The sequence below is a fragment of the Pseudomonas sp. PS01299 genome (assembly GCF_029960145.1).
Classification (GTDB): Bacteria; Pseudomonadota; Gammaproteobacteria; order Pseudomonadales; family Pseudomonadaceae; genus Aquipseudomonas; species Aquipseudomonas putida_A.
On the sequence record NZ_JASCPO010000122.1, the window covers coordinates 1 to 17587 of the forward strand.

16 protein-coding genes are annotated in these 17587 nt (G+C 60.7%); 8 read left to right on the forward strand and 8 right to left on the reverse strand.

From position 1 onward, the window contains the following. The first annotated feature begins 126 nt into the window (after positions 1-126). Positions 127-1545, forward strand: a complete 1419-nt coding sequence (locus tag QMX91_RS19665; RefSeq protein WP_047599146.1) for a TIGR00366 family protein — start codon at positions 127-129, stop codon at positions 1543-1545. Between the two features lie 36 nt (positions 1546-1581). Here QMX91_RS19665 and QMX91_RS19670 read toward each other — a convergent pair whose 3' ends face one another. Together QMX91_RS19670 and QMX91_RS19675 are read right to left on the reverse strand one after the other, a co-directional pair. Continuing rightward, positions 1582-1926: a DUF86 domain-containing protein gene (locus QMX91_RS19670; protein WP_282413221.1), complete on the reverse strand. Its 345-nt coding sequence runs from the start codon at positions 1924-1926 to the stop codon at positions 1582-1584. After that, a complete protein-coding gene (locus QMX91_RS19675; RefSeq protein WP_103486151.1) occupies positions 1923-2213 on the reverse strand; it encodes a nucleotidyltransferase family protein in 291 nt (96 codons plus the stop codon). Before QMX91_RS19675 ends, QMX91_RS19670 begins: the two co-directional genes overlap by 4 nt. 147 nt (positions 2214-2360) lie before the next feature. On the opposite strand from QMX91_RS19675, the gene acpA reads away from it, so the two are divergent. The 3 genes from acpA (at position 2361) to QMX91_RS19690 (ending at position 6048) form a co-directional block, all read left to right on the forward strand. Then, positions 2361-4055: an acid phosphatase gene (gene acpA, locus QMX91_RS19680; protein ID WP_282413222.1), complete on the forward strand. Its 1695-nt coding sequence runs from the start codon at positions 2361-2363 to the stop codon at positions 4053-4055. A gap of 118 nt (positions 4056-4173) precedes the next feature. Beyond that, positions 4174-5355, forward strand: coding sequence for a hypothetical protein (locus tag QMX91_RS19685; RefSeq protein WP_282413223.1), 1182 nt, complete (start codon positions 4174-4176; stop codon positions 5353-5355). A 177-nt stretch (positions 5356-5532) separates the two neighbouring features. After that, positions 5533-6048, forward strand: coding sequence for an SET domain-containing protein-lysine N-methyltransferase (locus QMX91_RS19690; RefSeq protein WP_282413224.1), 516 nt, complete (start codon positions 5533-5535; stop codon positions 6046-6048). A 6-nt stretch (positions 6049-6054) separates the two neighbouring features. Here the strand turns inward: QMX91_RS19690 and can are convergent, their stop codons facing one another. Next, a complete protein-coding gene (can, locus tag QMX91_RS19695; protein WP_003228196.1) occupies positions 6055-6699 on the reverse strand; it encodes a carbonate dehydratase in 645 nt (214 codons plus the stop codon). Positions 6700-6839: 140 nt separating this feature from the next. Between can and QMX91_RS19700 the strand changes: the two genes are divergently transcribed. Then, positions 6840-7244 (forward strand): serine kinase/phosphatase, encoded by a 405-nt coding sequence (locus QMX91_RS19700; RefSeq protein ID WP_282413225.1) that lies wholly within the window; start codon positions 6840-6842, stop codon positions 7242-7244. A 112-nt stretch (positions 7245-7356) separates the two neighbouring features. On the opposite strand, the gene rimI is transcribed toward QMX91_RS19700, so the two are convergent. Together rimI and QMX91_RS19710 are read right to left on the reverse strand one after the other, a co-directional pair. Then, complete coding sequence (gene rimI / locus QMX91_RS19705; RefSeq protein WP_064589192.1) at positions 7357-7809, reverse strand: ribosomal protein S18-alanine N-acetyltransferase; 453 nt, start codon at positions 7807-7809, stop codon at positions 7357-7359. Beyond that, positions 7802-8548, reverse strand: a complete 747-nt coding sequence (locus QMX91_RS19710; protein ID WP_027612256.1) for a hypothetical protein — start codon at positions 8546-8548, stop codon at positions 7802-7804. Before QMX91_RS19710 ends, rimI begins: the two co-directional genes overlap by 8 nt. Positions 8549-8781: 233 nt before the next feature. Between QMX91_RS19710 and mksB the strand changes: the two genes are divergently transcribed. The 3 genes from mksB to mksF are packed head-to-tail and all read left to right on the forward strand — an operon-like array spanning position 8782 to position 13590. Then, the gene (gene mksB / locus QMX91_RS19715; protein WP_167734176.1) at positions 8782-10062 is read left to right on the forward strand and encodes an Mks condensin complex protein MksB; all 1281 of its coding nucleotides are present in this window, start codon (positions 8782-8784) and stop codon (positions 10060-10062) included. After that, positions 10052-10753, forward strand: a complete 702-nt coding sequence (gene mksE / locus QMX91_RS19720; protein WP_016773189.1) for an Mks condensin complex protein MksE — start codon at positions 10052-10054, stop codon at positions 10751-10753. Before mksB ends, mksE begins: the two co-directional genes overlap by 11 nt. Next, positions 10750-13590 carry an Mks condensin complex protein MksF gene (gene mksF, locus QMX91_RS19725; protein ID WP_134787332.1) on the forward strand — a complete coding sequence of 947 codons (2841 nt, stop codon included), beginning with the start codon at positions 10750-10752 and terminating at the stop codon, positions 13588-13590. The genes mksE and mksF overlap by 4 nt, the downstream gene beginning before the upstream one ends. Before the next feature lie 214 nt (positions 13591-13804). On the opposite strand, the gene QMX91_RS19730 is transcribed toward mksF, so the two are convergent. Genes QMX91_RS19730 through QMX91_RS19740 form a run of 3 tightly spaced genes read right to left on the reverse strand, consistent with a single transcriptional unit; the run spans position 13805 to position 17370 of the window. After that, complete coding sequence (locus QMX91_RS19730; RefSeq protein ID WP_098965612.1) at positions 13805-16108, reverse strand: MlaD family protein; 2304 nt, start codon at positions 16106-16108, stop codon at positions 13805-13807. Next, complete coding sequence (locus tag QMX91_RS19735) at positions 16101-16724, reverse strand: paraquat-inducible protein A (RefSeq protein WP_007961513.1); 624 nt, start codon at positions 16722-16724, stop codon at positions 16101-16103. The genes QMX91_RS19730 and QMX91_RS19735 overlap by 8 nt, the downstream gene beginning before the upstream one ends. Continuing rightward, a complete protein-coding gene (locus QMX91_RS19740; protein ID WP_027612261.1) occupies positions 16711-17370 on the reverse strand; it encodes a paraquat-inducible protein A in 660 nt (219 codons plus the stop codon). The genes QMX91_RS19735 and QMX91_RS19740 overlap by 14 nt, the downstream gene beginning before the upstream one ends. Positions 17371-17587: the final 217 nt, after the last annotated feature.

The following is a 17587-nucleotide window of genomic DNA, read 5'->3' on the forward strand; positions in this document are numbered from 1 at the left end:
CGAATGCGCTGTGTCAGCCAAATCAGCGTCGACTGACACACCGCATTCGCGAGCAAGCCCGCTCCCACCCAAAGCACTCAGCGTGCTGCAGACCCACAATAACCATAAAAATCCGAGGTACTCCCTGTGGCCGTTGATATCGAAGATAGCCGCTCTGCGCGCTTTGCCTTGCGCTGTTCAAGCTTTGCCGAACGCTGGTTCCCCGACTCCTGGGTATTCGCCGCACTGGCGGTGATCATTGTCGCGCTGGCCACTTTGGCCATGGGCGCCAAACCCACCGATGCCGCGATGGCGTTCGGTGACGGGTTCTGGAGCCTGATCCCGTTCACCATGCAAATGGCTTTCGTGGTGATTGGCGGCTACGTCGTCGCCAGTTCGCCGCCAGCGGTCAAGCTGATCGACAAACTGGCGCGCATCCCGAAAAACGGCCGCTCTGCCGTGGCCTGGGTCGCGCTGATCTCGATGGTCGCCTCGCTGCTGAACTGGGGCCTGTCGCTGGTATTCGGCGGTTTGCTGGTGCGCGCCCTCGCCCGCCGCACCGATCTGAAAATGGATTACCGCGCGGCCGGTGCGGCGGCGTATCTGGGCCTCGGCGCGGTCTGGGCGCTGGGCCTGTCATCGTCGGCGGCGCAGTTGCAGGCCAACCCGGCCAGCCTGCCGCCGGCGATCCTGTCGATCACCGGGGTGATTCCGTTCACCCAAACCATCTTCCTCTGGCAGTCCGGCGCCATGCTGCTGGCGCTGATCGTGATTTCGATCATCGTCGCCTACGCCACCGCACCCGGCCCAAACTCTGCACGCGATGCCAAGGATTGCGGCATCGACCCGGCGTTCAACCTGCCACCGCTGCAACCACGCACCCGACCCGGCGAATGGCTGGAACACAGTCCGCTGCTGATCATCTTGCTGGTGCTGCTGGCCGCCGGTTGGCTGTTCCACGAGTTCTCGAGCAAACCGGCGATCACCGCGATTTCCGGGCTCAACACCTATAACTTCCTGTTCATCATGCTCGGCGCCCTGCTGCACTGGCGCCCACGCAGCTTCCTCGATGCAGTGGCCCGGGCGGTGCCGACCACCACTGGCGTGCTGATCCAGTTCCCGTTGTACGGCTCGATCGCCGCGCTGCTGACCACGGTCAAAGGCGCCGATGCGCAGACGCTGGCGCATCACATCTCGACCTTCTTCGTCAGCATCGCCTCCCACGACACCTACGCGTTGCTGATGGGCGTGTACTCGGCGATTCTCGGCTTCTTCATCCCGTCCGGCGGCGGCAAGTGGATCATCGAAGCGCCCTACGTGATGCAAGTCGCCAACGATCTGCAGTACCACCTCGGCTGGGCGGTACAGATCTACAACGCCGCCGAAGCGCTGCCGAACCTGATCAACCCGTTCTACATGCTGCCGCTGCTGGGCGTGCTCGGTCTGAAGGCGCGAGACCTGATCGGCTTCTCGTTCGTGCAATTGCTGGTGCACACGCCGCTGGTGCTGTTCTTGCTGTGGGTGCTGGGCACGACATTGGCGTATACGCCGCCGGTGATGCCGTAGATTGACGAAATTGCACCTGCCTCATGGCAGGTGCAATCAATGTTGCTCAGAGGGCAGGAATCTCAACAGTTCAGGCAAAGCAACTTGAACCGTTTCCCAGACGACATCCAGATTGATGTCGAAGTAGCCATGAGCGATCCGGTTACGCATCCCGCGCATGCTGCGCCAGGGAGTTTGAGTGTTCTGAGCTGCGAATTCCGGAAACCGATCCATTATTTTGGTCGCCGCCTCGCCAATGATAACCAAGCTCATGATGACCGCTTGTTGCGTCCGTTTGTCGTCGACGAACTCTTCCTTGCTCAGACCTTCGACGAAGACCAGCGCATCGCTCGCAGCTTGACGCATATGCTCAAGATAATCGCCGAGCCGGTTCTCGATCATACGGGACGGGCCTGTTCAAGAACCTGCTGACGAAATTTCAGCGGAAGGTCTCCCGGCGTCAGCAGATCGACTGTAACTCCAAGCAAATCTTCAAGCTCGACCTGAAGCCCGCCGAGATCAAACAAGGTGGCACCGGGCAAGGGATCCACCAGTAGATCAAGGTCACTACCTTCCATATCGGTACCCAGCAAGGTCGAGCCAAAAACTCGCGGATTGGCCACACGGAATCTGCCGACAACCTCGCGAACGGCAGCTCGTTGCAGATCAAGAGCAATGGAGGGTTTCATGGTTCACTCAGGCCAGTTTCGATATCGCAGCAGTCTAGCAGTGCCGAAGAGCAGTAGACACCGCACCATTTGTCACCTAACCGTCACATTCCCTTGTTAGCGTCCGCCCGAAACAAACTGAAACAATTAAGCAGAACGGGCTGACAGATGAAAGACGAGACAGACGGCACTGACGCACCTGAATCCGACAACCCCACCGACACCAGTCGCCGCCGCTTTCTCGGCGGTGTCGCCGTCCTCGGCGTGGGCGCGACCCTGGCCGGCTGCGGCAACGCCAGCGATCAACCGGGTAAACCAGTCGAGCGCCCGCTGACCCCGACCGAGCTGGACAAGGCCCTGCGCGATCAGGTGAAAACCGTGGTGGTGATCTATGCCGAGAACCGTAGCTTCAACAACCTGTTCGGTGATTTCCCCGGTGTCGAAAAGCCGCTGTCGGCGCTCAAGCCTGCCGATTACCAGCAACGTGACCGCGACGGCAGTCTGCTGCAGACGTTACCGCCAGTCTGGGGCGGCGTGTTGCAGATCGGCCCGCAAACGCTTGATGGCGTGACCTACCCCAGCGCCACGCAGTTTCAGGAAAACCTGCCCAACGCGCCTTTCGCCCTCAAGGGCCCGAATGCCGAAGACTTGCCGTTCGGTCTGGTGACCCGCGATTTGTGGCACGTGTTCTATCAGAACCAGATGCAGATCAATGGCGGCAAGAACGACGGCTTCGTCGCCTGGGCCGACTCCGGTGGTTTGACCATGGGGCACTACGCCCAGAGCCGCTACTCGCTACGCTTGTGGGATGTGGCGCAGGAATTCGTGCTGTGCGACAACTTCTTCCAGGGTGCCTTCGGCGGCTCGTTCCTCAACCACCAATACCTGATCAGCGCCACCGCGCCGTTCTATCCGGACGCGGCCAATTCGGTGGCCAAATCCCAGATCGCCGCCCTGCAAAGCGATGATCCGACTGACCCGCGCCTCAAGCCACTGGAACAGTCACCCGCCAGCGCCATGACCGGCCCGCCGCAGTTCGGCCCGAGTGCGCTGACCCCGGACGGCTTCGGCGTCAACACCCTCGCCCCGCCGTACTGGCCGACGTGGATTCGCGATCCGGAGCGTCCGGCGTACTCCAAGCCGGATCTGCCCAATGTGATGGTGCCGCAGACCCACGAGCATATCGGCGACAAGCTGTCGAAGAAGAACGTCGACTGGGCCTGGTACGCCGGCGCCTGGCAGGCAACGCTGGAGCAGTACAAGGATTCCGGCGGGATTCCGAAGATCCCCAACTTCCAGTACCACCACCAGCCGTTCAACTACTTCAAGCGGCAAGGCCCGGAGAACCCGCAAGAGCGCAACAAACGTCTGCGCGACGCGGGTCTGGGCGATGAGTCGAGCAGCAACAAGTTCTTCGCCGATGCCGAGGCCGGCAAGCTGCCGGCGGTAACTTTCTACAAACCGCAGGGCAACCTGAACATGCACGCCGGTTATGCCGACGTCGCCTCCGGTGACCGGCACATCGTCCGCGCCCTGAAGGTGCTGCGCGAAAGTCCGCAGTGGAAAAACATGGTGGTGGTCGTGACGGTCGATGAAAACGGCGGCTGGTGGGATCATGTGGCGCCACCCAAGGGCGATCGCTGGGGTCCGGGGTCGCGGGTGCCGGCGCTGGTAGTGTCGCCATTCGCCCGCAAAGGCACGGTGGATCACACGGTTTACGACACGGCGTCGATCCTGCGCCTGATCACCCGAGTGTTCCAACTGGAAACCCTCGACGGCCTCAAGCAGCGCGATGAGGCAATGATCGCCCGTGGCCAGAAACCGATGGGCGATCTGACCAACGCCCTGCATTTTCACGCCTGAAAACCCCGTCCTGCGGGCTGACGCAAAAATCCGTGAATGACCGCTTCTCTGTGCAACACGGCTGATCCAATATGAAGCGCCCCGAACCCGGGGAACCCACGCTGAAAAGGATCTGAGCATGTTCAAACTCGCAGGATTTACCCCCGCAGTTCTTACACTCGCCGCGCTCACCCTGAGTGCGGCTGCCCACGCCGATGTCGACCTGAAGCTGGGCAGCACCGAGCGCGTCACCCGCCTCTTCGCCTACCCCAACAATTGCAGCGTGATCTGTTATCGCAACTGGTCCCTGGAGCAGACCGTCGCCCATTACCTGAGCCAGAGCGTGCAGCGCGATGGTTACAGCAATGCCAAAGTCTTGGTGAAGAACGATAACGGGCAGATTTTCGCCGAGATCAGCGGCGTTCCCGAAGGTTACGACAAGCCGCTGTCGGCGCTGCTCGATGCCGGTGATCTGGCCTATAACGGCGCCAGCAAGCTCAATGCCGATGGCAAATGGGCGTACAGCTGGTACCTGTTCCTGCCGCTGGGCATGGCTCTGGAAAACCGCAAGAGCGTCGAACTGCTGCACTTCCCGCCGGATTACTCGCTGACTCAGGCCCAGGATTATCTGCGTTCGAACACCACCGACCGCTGGGCCACGCTGCTGACCGCCAACGGCATCCCGGCCGAGCAGACGCCGGCCTATCAGACCATCATCGACATCGCGCCAATCGCGGCGCCGTCCAACGCCGGTAGTGATCTGGAGGGCGTCTACGACTACTTCAAGGATTACCAGACCACGCTGGTCAAGCAGTTCAGCCAGACCAGCACCGGCACCACCCTGCCGATGGTCGCGTTCGGTGCGCCGGTGCGTAACTGGATCAAGCAGCAATACGGCCCGACCGTGGCCGTATTGGGTCTGGCGACCATCAGCCCGAGCGCGGGGGTGAACGTGCCGGTGCTGGGATCGAACCATCCGAGCTACATCTGGTACGCCGCCGACCCGGCCAGCTATGACGGCGATGAGGCCAAGGCCGATGCCGCCGGTTTGAAGGTCATGGGTCAGGACTTGAGCGCCGCTTGCTGGCAAGCCGGGATGGGCAGTAAACCGGGCACCGATGCGAAAGCCCTGCTCAACAGCTGCACGCAGACCTGGCAAGTGACGCAAAAGGGCAAGACCTGCGAACTGTTCTACACCTCGATCCGCAACCTGACCCCGGCACAGGCCGCCGCCAAGTGCTCGACCACGCCAATCAAGGCCCAGTTGCAACAGCTTCAGGGCGAATTGCCGGCCACCGCCGTTCCTGCACCACACCTCTGATCCGCTGAAAAAGCTTCCCGTGTCAGTCAATGCTGACGCGGGGAGCAGCCAATCACGCCTGTCAGATCTGACAGTAGACAGTTTGAGGGATACACCGGAATATTGGATCCAAACATGTTGCAGCGCTGACAGGACGTCAGACCAGGGAAGTCGCAGCATTTGCCGACAGGGACCGTTATGAATAATCAGGCCCATCAACACAACATCCCACGCGACGCACCCGGCATCTACCCGTTTGCCGGATTGCCGGTGCGTCTGGGTTTCCCATCCACCGAGGATTTCGAAATCATGCAGGACCACCACGGTCACGCGGCAGTGGTGGCGCGCCGGGCGTTCTTGCGCATCACCCGGATGTGTCGGGTATCCGGACAACTGTTGCCCTATCGCTGCCGACAGACGCGTCAGTTACTGGCCGGCATCCATCTCTACGATCCGCGCTTTTGCGGGTTGCTCGAACACGCCTGCGATCCGAATGTGTTTCTGGACATGAGTGAGCTGTGGCTGTGGGCACTTCGCGACATTCAGCCGGGTGAACGCCTGACCATCGACGTCGCCGCCACCGAAGATCGCTTGTTGCAGCAGTTCGCCTGCACCTGTGGCTCGCCGCGCTGTCGTGGGTGGATCACCGGCTACGATGAGCCACCCAGTATCGAGGGCCAGCACTTTCTGCAGCACTGGCGGCATCCACACTGATCGGGATTACAACGCCCCGACCGGACGCAGACGGTATTGCGGCGGCAGTTGCTCGAAACCGCTGATGGTGGTGTTCAGGCTTTTCCAGCGACCGTCCTTGATGCCGTAGATGCAGCCGTGAATCGACAGGCTCTGGCCGCGATGCCAGGCGTTCTGGATGATGCTGGTGTGCGCAACGTTGGCCACTTGCTGGACGACGTTGAGTTCGCACAGCCGATCGACCTGCTCTTCCTCGGTCGGCAGCTTGGCCAGTTCTTCACGTTTTTCGTAATACAGGTCGCGGATCGAGCGCAGCCAGCCATCGATCAGACCGAACTGGCGATCCTGCATCGAGGCGCGCACACCGCCGCAGCCATAGTGGCCGGTCACGAGGATGTGTTTGACCTTGAGCACATCAACCGCGTACTGGATCACCGACAGGCAATTGAGGTCAGTGTGCAGCACCACGTTGGCGACGTTGCGGTGTACGAACAGATCGCCCGGCAGCATGCCGACGATCTCGTTGGCCGGCACCCGCGCGTCGGAGCAGCCGATCCAGAGATATTCCGGGGTCTGCTGGCGCGCCAGCTTGGCGAAGAAATCCGGGTCTTCCTTGGTGATCGCGTCAGCCCAACGCTCGTTGTTATCAATCAGGTCTTGTAAGTCGTGCATGGTTAAGGCCTCAAGAAAGATGCGCTGGTATGACAGACGACCGCCCGTCGGGGTCACGCAAGAACCGCAGGTGTTTTTCTTTGGAATTCTCGGGTGCCCGGTGAGTCCACTCAGTAAGGCCCACAGTATGAGGATTTGCCATGACTGATTCACGACGTCCGTTCGATGCGGTGCAACCCGAACCCATCGATGACAACGAAGACCGCATGGGCTCGGTGCATGAGCTGGATTTCGATGAAGACGAACCCAGCGCGAAAATCGGTGACGAGATTCCGGAACGTGAACGCGATCAACTGATGCCCGACGAACGGGTGCGCGAGGCCGGGCTTACTGGTGCATCGACGGCTGATCATGAACCGACCGACGACGACTTGAGTCCGGAAACACTGATTCACGAGGATGGCGCACGCGATGCCGAAGAGGCAGGCGAGGGCAATCAGGCCGATTGGGATCTGAGCATTGTCGATGAGGATGACATCGGCGGCGGCAATGGTCTGGATGAGGCGGAGCTGGCGCGGCGTGATCCGCTGGATGGCAATCGCTGATCTGTATTGCCTGTAAGGACGCCTTCGCGAGCAAGCCCGCTCCCACAGAGAATTGAGACTCGGCTCAAAACCAATGTGGGAGCGGGCTTGCTCGCGAAGCTTTTAAACAAGATCAGTCGACCAGGGTGCAGGCCATCACTACGGCGTCTTCGCGCCCGCCCACCGCCGGATAATAATCGCGACGCCGGCCAATCTCATTGAAACCATACCGCTCGTACAACCTGAACGCTGCAGTATTGCTGTCGCGCACTTCCAGGAAGCATTCCCGGGCAGAGGCCGCATATGCCCGCGACATCAGATGCTCGAGCAGCGTCAGCCCCAGCCCCCGTCCCTGATTCTCCGGTTTGACCGTGATGTTCAGCAGATGCGCCTCGTCGAGAATGATCTGCACCACCCCGTGGCCGACCTGCTGCTGGCCTTCGAACATCAGCCAGATCTGGTATTTGCCCAGCCCGTCGAGAAAAATCCCGCGCGTCCAGGGATGGCTGTACGCCGCGTATTCGATCTTCAATACCGCGTCCAGGTCCGCCTCGGTCATCGGGCGGAACGATACAGCTTCACTCATTCGATGGTTTCCAGCGCGCCATCAGCCGACGCATGGCTTGCCACACAGCGGCCTTGCGCTGTGGCTCTTCCATTAACAATTCCAGACCGGGGATGGCCCATGCCAGGCCCAGGCCTTCGATCTGCAATTCACTATTGAACGCTTCGGCGTCCGCTTCACCGGCAAAGCGCACCGCCGGCAGGCCGATCAGCCACAGGCAGGCGCAGGGTGCCGCTTCCATCTGTACCGAGAGGAAACCCTGAACAAAGTCGCGCGCCGCTTCCGGGCCCTGATCCATGGTGCCGCGGTTCAGCCACGGCCAGCGCACCGGCTCGCCGACGATTTGTGGCGCATCCGGCAGACCGGCGGCGCGCAACATGTCTTTAAGCAGCAGATAGGCCGGATCGCGGCTCTGGAACGCTTCGCCTGTGGGTAACTCGACCAGCAGCAGGCAAGCCCCGGCGCGCAGCAACTGCAGGGCAAAACGCGGTGGCGGCACGGGCGCGGGTCTGGCGACAACTGGCGCCTCCTCGACCTCTTCCACCGGTTTGGCGCCATTGCGGGTACTGGCGAGCGACGGGCGTGGCACTTCGATCTTCGGCCGTTCGACCGGACGGGCGGCAGGCTGCACCGGAGCTTCGGCCTGCACAACCGGCATCACCACGACCTCTGGCTCAGGCTCGGGCATGTCCAGCAGCTCGGGCCGCGACGGGGCGGCGAAAGGCAATTCGGTGCGCGGCAGCCAGTTGACCACCTGCATGGCGTTCAAATAGGCGCGGCGGCGGGACTCGATAAGCAAAGGGTCGGCCACTTGTGGATAACTGAAGTGGGCTGATTCTACAGCCCTTCGTTCAAGATCGCTTGCTGTTGATCGATAGCCTTTACCTGGGCTCGCTCCCTGAGAAAATGCGACAGCCCGTCCCGAGAGTGAATCGCATCCCTCGTGATGCAGTACAATCGCGGCTTTTAATCGCCAACCAGCCGGCCATTCCGATGATCGAACCCAAGCGCGTCTTGCGCGCCCTCGCTGAACACTGGGCACTTCTGGAGCCACTGTGCGAGCACTTCGACCAAGGCACCCTGAGCCTCAACGAACTGCGCACGCAATTGGCTGCCCAACAACTGGACAGCACGCCGCAGGACATCACCAGCCTGCTCGACGTGTGGATTCGCCTGGACATTCTGGTGCCCGTGGCGAAAAGCCCGAACCGTTTCGAGCTCAACGCGCAGATCCACGACTTCCTTGCCTACCTGCGCCGTGAGCACCGTCTGGGCCTGTGCCTGGAAATCGAAGCCTACTTGCGTCACCTCGAACGTCTGGCCGGCTACATTCAGGACGCGTTCGATGTGCGCGACGGCAACGACCTCGCCCGTCAGTTGCGTTTGCTCGACATGCGCGTGCGCGACGTGCTGAAGAAACTCGACAACGACGAGCAGGCACTGGTCGCCGTGGCCGAACGGGCCAAGACCAGCGACCGGCAGATTCCGCTGCGTCAGCGATACGCCGAAGTGTTGGCGACGTGGGACGAATACGTCGAGCCGATGATCGACCTGGTGAACGCCGACGGCGCCTTCGAACAAGGCGTGCGCAAGGTCGAAACCGTGCTGCTGAAGATGCTCAGCGAACAGCAGCGCCTCGGCCATCTGGTCGATGACGACATGCTGCTGCGCACCCACGCGCGCATCCTCGAAATGCAGACCAGCGCCCAGTTGACCCTGCGCCACGCCCGCGAACTGCTGCTGCCGCTGCGTGAAGAGGCGCGCCGGCACAACGCCGTGACCCGTGGTGCAGCGCTGGCGCTGGCGGCGATTCGCCGCAAAGGCATCGACGCCGTGCCGCAAGCGGCGATGCCGCTGTTCACCCGGCCGCAAAGCACCTTCCTCGGCAGCGCCAGTCAGGTCGAGGCCTACGTCTACGCCCTGGCGCGTTTCGAGCCGAAACCGGCGCGTTTCCCCAAGGCGCACAAGACCCAGAAGTCCGGCGATGCGCCGCGTGCACCGCGCACCGTGCGCGAGATGGTCGAGCGTTGCGAAGAGTCCCTGCCGATGCCGGATCTGATGACCTGGTTGCTGGAGCAGGAACCGGACGGCGCCACCGACGAATTGCTCTACTGGTTCTCGCGTCTGTCGCGGGAAAAACGCTTCACCCGCGAGCGTCTGGAACGCCGCGAATACCACACTCACGAGCACCAGGTCAGCCTGCGCTCCTTCGCCCTGCTCTCGGCCCGCGACTCCGCCGCCGAGGATTCTGCGAGCATCCCCAATGCATCTTGATCTATCCGAACTGTCCCAACTGGCGCCGATCTTCCGCGAGCTGTTCAAGGGCTATCACGTCAGCCGCCGCGACCCGGAGTTGTACGCGCAACTGTCGAACTTCCAGGATCAATACCGCACGCTGTTCAAGGCGCTGGGGTTCGAGCTGGTCTGCGACACCCGTGGTTTCTACTACTTCGTGCCGGACATGGCCGCTGCGGCGGTGAACAAGACCGCTCAGCGCCTGGCGCTGTTCACCTTCATTCTCGTCGAGCACCTGGCCGATCAGGGCCGCGATCCGATCGCCGTGCTCGACGGCGGCAGCCTCGGCCGCGAAGAATTGCCGTCGTTGCTGGACAAATACCGCGACCTGTTCATCCAGGCCGAAGTGCAGACCGTCGAAGAACTGGAAGAAAAAATCATGCGTCGCATGACCCAGCTCGGTTTCGCCGGCGAAGAAAACGGCGTGTACCGTTTCCTGCCGCCGATGCACCGTTTCCTCGATGTGTGCCTGTCGGTGCAGCAGGACCGCGATCTGGCGGCCAGCGTACACAGCGTGCTGCCGCTGCCGGCACCGGTGCTGATCGACGAAGAGGCCGAAGCCAAATTCCTCGAGACCGACGATCCGCTTGATCTCAGCGAATTTGAGGAAGAGAGCGAAGAAGACGCACTGGCCCGGGCCATTGCCGAAGAACAGGAGTCCGACGCATGAGCCAGGAACGCTACGGCATCCGCCGCTTTGCCCTTTTGAACACCGCCGGTTACAGCCTCGGCCTGTTCCCGCTGGAAGAACCGTTGTCGGTCTACGGCGCGAACAACCTCGGGAAATCGGCGTCGATCAACGCCTTGCAGTTCCCGATTCTGGCGCGCATGTCGGACATGAGTTTCGGCAAGTACAGCCTGGAACAATCGCGGCGCTTCTACTTTGCTTCCGACACCAGTTACATCCTCGTCGAAGTCAATCTACCGCACGGCCCACACGTGATCGGCGTGGTCGGTCGTGGCCCGGGCGGTGGTTTCGGTCACCAGTTCTTCGCCTACGCCGGCAAGCTCGATCTGGCGCATTACCAGAAGAACGACACTTGCCTGCGTCAAAAAGAACTGTTCAGCAACCTTGAGAAAGAAGGCCTGAAAGCCTACGAACTCAAGCCGGACGAACTGCGTCGTTTGCTGGTGGGCGGTCACACGTCGATCCCGCTGGACCTGACCCTGATTCCGCTGCGCTCCACCAGCGAGCAGAGCCTGAAGACCTTCCGCGCGCTGTTCATCAACCTGCTGCACATGCGCGAAATCACCGCGGCCAAGTTGAAGCAACTGTTCCTCGATGCCTTCGAGCACAGCCTGCGTTCCGGCAGCGTCGACTACATCGCCGCGTGCGAAGAAGCCTTCCGCGACGTGCGCCGGATGGAGCAGGACTACAACTCGCTGGTCGCTGCCGGCCCATTGGTCGAAGCTCTGGCCAACGGCGTGAAACAGCGCGACGTGCTGCGCGGCAAACTGCATCGCCTGTCGCCGCTGCTCGACTCGCTGCTCGGCACGTGGTCGGACTACGCCACGGCGCGCAAGGAAGAGCTGACCATTCAGGCCGAACACTACCGTCGCGAGCAGGATGATCTGCAAAACGATCAGCGCGGCGGCACGCAGGAACTGATGCGTCTGGAGCGGGAAATCTCCGGCATCCAGCGCTGGCTCGGTGAGTTGTCGGTGCTGAAGAACCGCTTCGCGCTGGTCGATGACGTCAAAGTGCTGGAGCAACAACTGCTCGCGGCCAAGGACGCGCACGACGAACTGGCTGGTGCGCTGGCACAGTCCCGGCAGTTCAGCGCCGAGGATCTGGAAGAACGTCTGCGCGATCTGGAAAAACGCCTGAAGTCGGTGAAGCAGCAACTCGATCACGCCGACAACAACAGCTACGCCCGCCTGCGCGAAGAGTTCTCGCAGCAGGACGTCGAGCGCCTGATGCGTCTGTTCAACAGCGCGCTGTTCAGCCTGCCGCTGGGCGAACATGGCATCACCCTCGACGAGGATGGCGAGTGGGTCAAATCGGTCGAGCTGATCCTCGATGGCTTCAAGGGCGAGCGCTTCGAAGTGCCGGGCCTGTCGATCGACATCTCGCACATCGAGCCGCCGGCTCTGCAAGCGCTGGCCGACCGCGCCGCGCTGCGTGACCAGAAAGAACGTCTGGAAAAAGAGCTCAAGCAACTCAAGACCCAGCAAGCCGTGGCCGCCGACCGCGCCGCGAGCAAGACCCAGACCGAAGCGCTGTACCAACAAGTGCTGGATGCGCAGAAAGCCCTGGAAGATTTCCGTCGCACCCAGACCCTGAGCGCCGAAGAAGGCGACAAGCTTGAGCAGTTGGCGCAGATGGAAGCGGCGCAGGACGAACTCAAGCGCTCCAGCGATGCGTTCACCGAGCGCGTCCAGCAGCTGTCGGCCAAGCTGCAACTGGTCGGTCGGCAGATCGCCGACATGGAAGCCAAGCAGCGCACCCTCGACGACGCCCTGCGCCGCCGTCAGCTGCTGCCGGCGGATCTGCCGTTCGGTACGCCGTTCATGGATCCGGTCGATGATTCGATGGACAACCTGCTACCGCTGCTGAACGACTATCAGGACAGCTGGCAAGGCTTGCTGCGCGCCGACGGTCAGATCGAAGCGCTGTACGCGCAGGTGCGCCTCAAAGGCGTGGCCAAGTTCGACAGCGAAGACGACATGGAGCGCCGTCTTTCGCTGCTGATCAACGCTTACGCGCACCGTACCGACGAAGCCCTGACGTTGGGCAAGGCCCGGCGTGCGGCGGTCACCGACATCGCCCGGACCCTGCGCAACATCCGCAGCGACTACGACAGCCTCGAGCATCAACTGGCGCTGTTCAACCGCGAGATCAACAAGCGTCAGGTGTCCAACCTGCAGAGCTTCCGCATCGTGCTCGCGCCGAACAAGGAAGCGCTCAAGCACATCGACCAGATCATCCACAGCGCCGGTCAGTACGAAGAAGGCGAAACCCTGTCGGTGTTCGATCTGAGCCAAAGCGCGGAACAGGACAACAAGAACGAAGAGGCCAAGGAGTACCTGGCGCGGCTGGTGGCGGCGAACCACAACCAGCTCGGTCTCAAGGACTTGTTCGAACTGGCGTTCGAGATCACCAAGGTCAACGGTCAGCCGGTGATTCACACCGACATCGACGGCGCGGCGTCCAACGGCACCACCATGACCATCAAGGCGCTGACCAACATGTACTTGTTGCTGCACTTGATGGACCGTGATCTGGCCGGTCGCGTGCGCCTGCCGTACTACCTCGACGAGGCGGCGGACATCGACGAGAAGAACCAGGCAGCGCTGCTGGAAACCAGCCTGCAATTGGGCTTCGTGCCGATTCTGGCGAGTGTGAAGCCGCAGGTCTGCGCCAGTGTCGCCATCGACCTGGAGGGCGGCAGCGGCCCGGCGGGGATCTACATCGACGAGGCGGACTGGAAGTACATCCGCCGGCATGATGTGGTGAAGGCCACCGTCAGTGTGCAAGCCGATGAGCCGGAGCTGGATGAGGTTTGATCGACTTTAGCTGAAAACCAAAAAGGGCCGCGATCTGTTGGGATCGCGGCCCTTTTTTATGGCTTTGGGTTTGTGCTGATCAGGAGGACCTCATCGCTGGCAAGCCAGCTCCCACGGGTTTTTGCGTTGAATACACATTCTGTATACGACACAAACCCTGTGGGAGCGGGCTTGCCCGCGAAGGCGTCCTTCCAGACGCCACATCAATGGCGGGTTATTTACCGAGCGAAATCTTCGGCGCCCAGGTCAGCCACTCATCTTCGAACTTGTCGAACAACGGGAACGTCTGCTCAGCCCGTGCCGGGGTGCCCATGCGCTCACCGTCCGGCGTAGCGAAGGCGATACCACCCTGAATCGCCGTCTCCAGCGACTCCGTGCGTACCGTCAAACCATTGAACAGACCGATGTCGAAACCGACACCGCTGGTGTTCCAGAATCGGCTGCCACTGCGCACCAACGGCGCGTATTTCGGCTCGATCAAAATATGCACCAACACCCGGTCAGCCGTCTGGCCCAGTTCGTAACCGGTGACCTTGCCCACGGTGATTTCGCGGTAGGTCACGGGTACGCCCGGTTTCAGCGAGCCACGGCGCGCGGCGCTCAACACCAGACTCAAGCCAGCCTCCTGCTTGCTCACTTCCGGCGGACTGGCCAGCGCAACGAAGTTCTTCTGCGGGCCGAGATTTTTCGCTGCCGGCTGCACTTCCACATATTGCCCGGTGACCAGGGTTTCCAGGTTCTGGGTCTTGATCAACCCCAACTCCGGCTTGACCACCCAGAACTGACTGCCGACCCGCGCAATGCGCTCCGGCACTTCGGTGATCCGCGCGGTAATCATCACGGCTTGCAGATCGTCGGTCAGATCGACGTCTTCAATCTTGCCGACATCCAGCCCTTTGAAACGAATCGGTGTGCCCGGGCGCAAACCGTCGGCGCGGTCGACCTTGATCGTCACCAGCGTGCCTTTCTGGTTGGCCTCGTCATGGTTGGCGAACAGACGGAAGCGTGGAATACGCTTTTGCAGCGGCGCCTTGGCTTGCGGTGTTTCGAAAGCGATACCGCCGGCCATCAACGTCTGCAACGACTCGCTCTTCACTTGAATACCACCCGTAAGACCACCGGTGAGGGTGATGCCGCTGACATTCCAGAAGCGTGTCGACGCGTTGACCAGGCTTTCGTATTCCTTCTCGATATGCACGCCAATGACGATTTGCTTTTTGGTCTTGGAGAACTGATAGCTCTGTACCGAACCGACCTTGACCTGTTTGTACAGAATCGGACTGCCGACTTCGATCGAACCGAGAACATCGGTGAACAGCACCAGATGCAGACCCGGCGAACGCAGATCCAGCGGCGGCGCTTTTGGCCGCGCCTCGAATTCGCGTTTCGGCGCGGCACCTTTGTCGCCCGGACGCACGGCAATGTAGTTACCTTTGACCAACGCTTCGAGTCCGGTGATACCGGCCAGGGAAATCGACGGTTTGACCACCCAGAACTGCGTGCCTTCGACCAGATAGTCTTCGGCCAGAGGATCCAGCGTCAGCTCGGCCGTGGCGCTGTTCAGATCCGGATCGATTTTCAACGCTTTCATGTTGCCGACCTGAATGCCTTTGTACATCACCGGCGTACGGCCGGCCTGCAAGCCTTCGAAATCACTGAGTTTGACCTTGACCCGAATACCGGCAGCGGCGGCGTCGAAGTCCTCATAGAGACGGAACGGCAGGCTTGGATCGGTGGGCGGACTGTCCTTGCGATTCTCCGGAGTGGCGAAGGCAATACCGCCGGCGACGATGCTCGCCAGGGATTCACTGCGTACCTTCACCCCGGACAGGTTGGCGTCGATGCTGATGCCGCTGGCATTCCAGAAACGTGTATGTTTGCGCACCAGTTTGGCGTAGGTCGGCTCGATGAACACTTTGAGCTCAACGGTGCTCTGGTCTTCAGACAGCACGTAGCTTTTGATCTGACCGACTTTGATCTGCTTGTAGAACACCGGACTGCCGCGGTTCAGCGAACCAAGGCGATCGGCCTTGATCGTCAGGTGCAGGCCGGGCTTGGAGTCCGATAGCGGCGGCTCTTCGGCCAGCGCCTTGAACTTGCGGGTCGGCTCGCCTTCACCGGGACTGATGGCCACGTAGTTACCTGAAACCAGGGTTTCCAGACCGGTGATGCCGGCCAGGGTCACGCTCGGTTTCACCAGCCAGAAGCGGGTGCTGGTCTTGAGGTATTGCTCGACGTCCTTGTTCATCTCGACGGTGGCAATCACCCCTTTGGAATTACCCTCGTCATCAAGTTTGAGCGTCTTCACCTTACCCACCGGCATGCCCTTGTAGACCACTTCGGTCTTGTTGGCCTGGATGCCTTCACCGCTTTCGAAACGCACCTGAATCTCGATACCGGTTTCGTTATAGGCACGCCAGCCGAGCCAGCCACCGATGATCAGGGCAATCAGAGGCAGTACCCAAATGGCAGACCAGTTGGAGGCCGGTCGGGTTTTCGCTACAGGCAAATCAGTCATGGTCGTCGTCCGACTCCGTGTTATCCCAAATCAGTCGGGGATCGAAAGTTACTGCGGCAAGCATCGTCAGAATCACCACACTGGCGAAGGCGATGGCGCCAAGGTTGGCTTCGACACTGGCAAGCCGGCCGAAGTTGACGACCGCCACCAGAATGGCGATCACAAAGATGTCGAGCATCGACCAACGACCGATGAACTCGATGAAGCGGTACATCCAGATCCGCTGCCGCGCGGACAACGGCTGACGTCGCTGCACCGAAAACAGCAGCAGTGCGATGCCCACCAGTTTGAAGGTCGGCACCAGAATACTGGCGATGAACACCACGGCGGCAATCGGGATCATGCCGTGCTGCACCAACTGGATCACGCCGGACATGATGGTGCTGGGATCGCCCTGCCCCAGCGAACTGACCGTCATGATCGGCAACACATTGGCCGGGATGTAGATAATCGCAGCTGTGATCAGCAGGGCCCAGGTTCGGGCCAGACTGTTCGGACGACGAGCGTGAACCAGCGCACCGCAGCGGGTGCAGGTCTGCTCGTCGGTGTCCGCATCCTGTTTGTTCAATTCATGGCATTCGGTACAGATCAGAATGCCCGCATCAATCGCCCGCATGGGCATCCTCTCCTGATAACGCCTGCCAGATCTGATGCGGTGACATCACCACTTCCAGCCAGACCTGAACCAACAACAAACCGATGAAACACGCCAGACCGAGGCCGACGGTGATGGCCGCCATGTCCGCCAGTTTGACGATCGCCACGAGGACGCCCATGAGGTAGACCTCGAGCATTCCCCAGTCTTTGAGGTGGTGATAAATGCGGTAGAGCAATAAGCCGTAACTGCGTCCGACGTTGAATCGAATCGTCAGCAAAACGAATAACTGGCACAGCAACTTCAGCAACGGAATAGCCATACTGCACAGGAATACAACGATCGAAACGCCCTGCATGTCCGTATTGAACAAGCCGAGCACGCCGCTCCAGACCGTATCCTGCGAAGATTGTCCGAGGATATTGAGTTGCATGATGGGTAAAAAGTTTGCCGGGATGTACAGCAATAATGCTGCGATCACCAAGGCAAGGCTGCGCTGCACCACATTATGGCGATGGGCGTACAACTCGTAACCGCAGCGCGGGCAGAGTGCTTTCTCGCCATGGGCAAGCTTGGGCTTGCGCATCAGCAGGTCGCACTCATGACAGGCCACCAAGTCTTCCAGCGGTAAATCTGACAGCCCTTGGGCGTCAACCGGATCTGACATAAAGGCTCTGGCTCCGAAGAAGATGGGGGTTATTCTAGTGTTCTGATTCGAAAATAACTGTGCAAAATTGTTCGCTGCCTAAGTAAAAATACTTTCCTGCGGGCAAAACAAAACCCCAACTGCTTTCGCAATTGGGGTTTCGGAATTTAATCTTGACGATGACCTACTCTCACATGGGGAAACCCCACACTACCATCGGCGATGCATCGTTTCACTT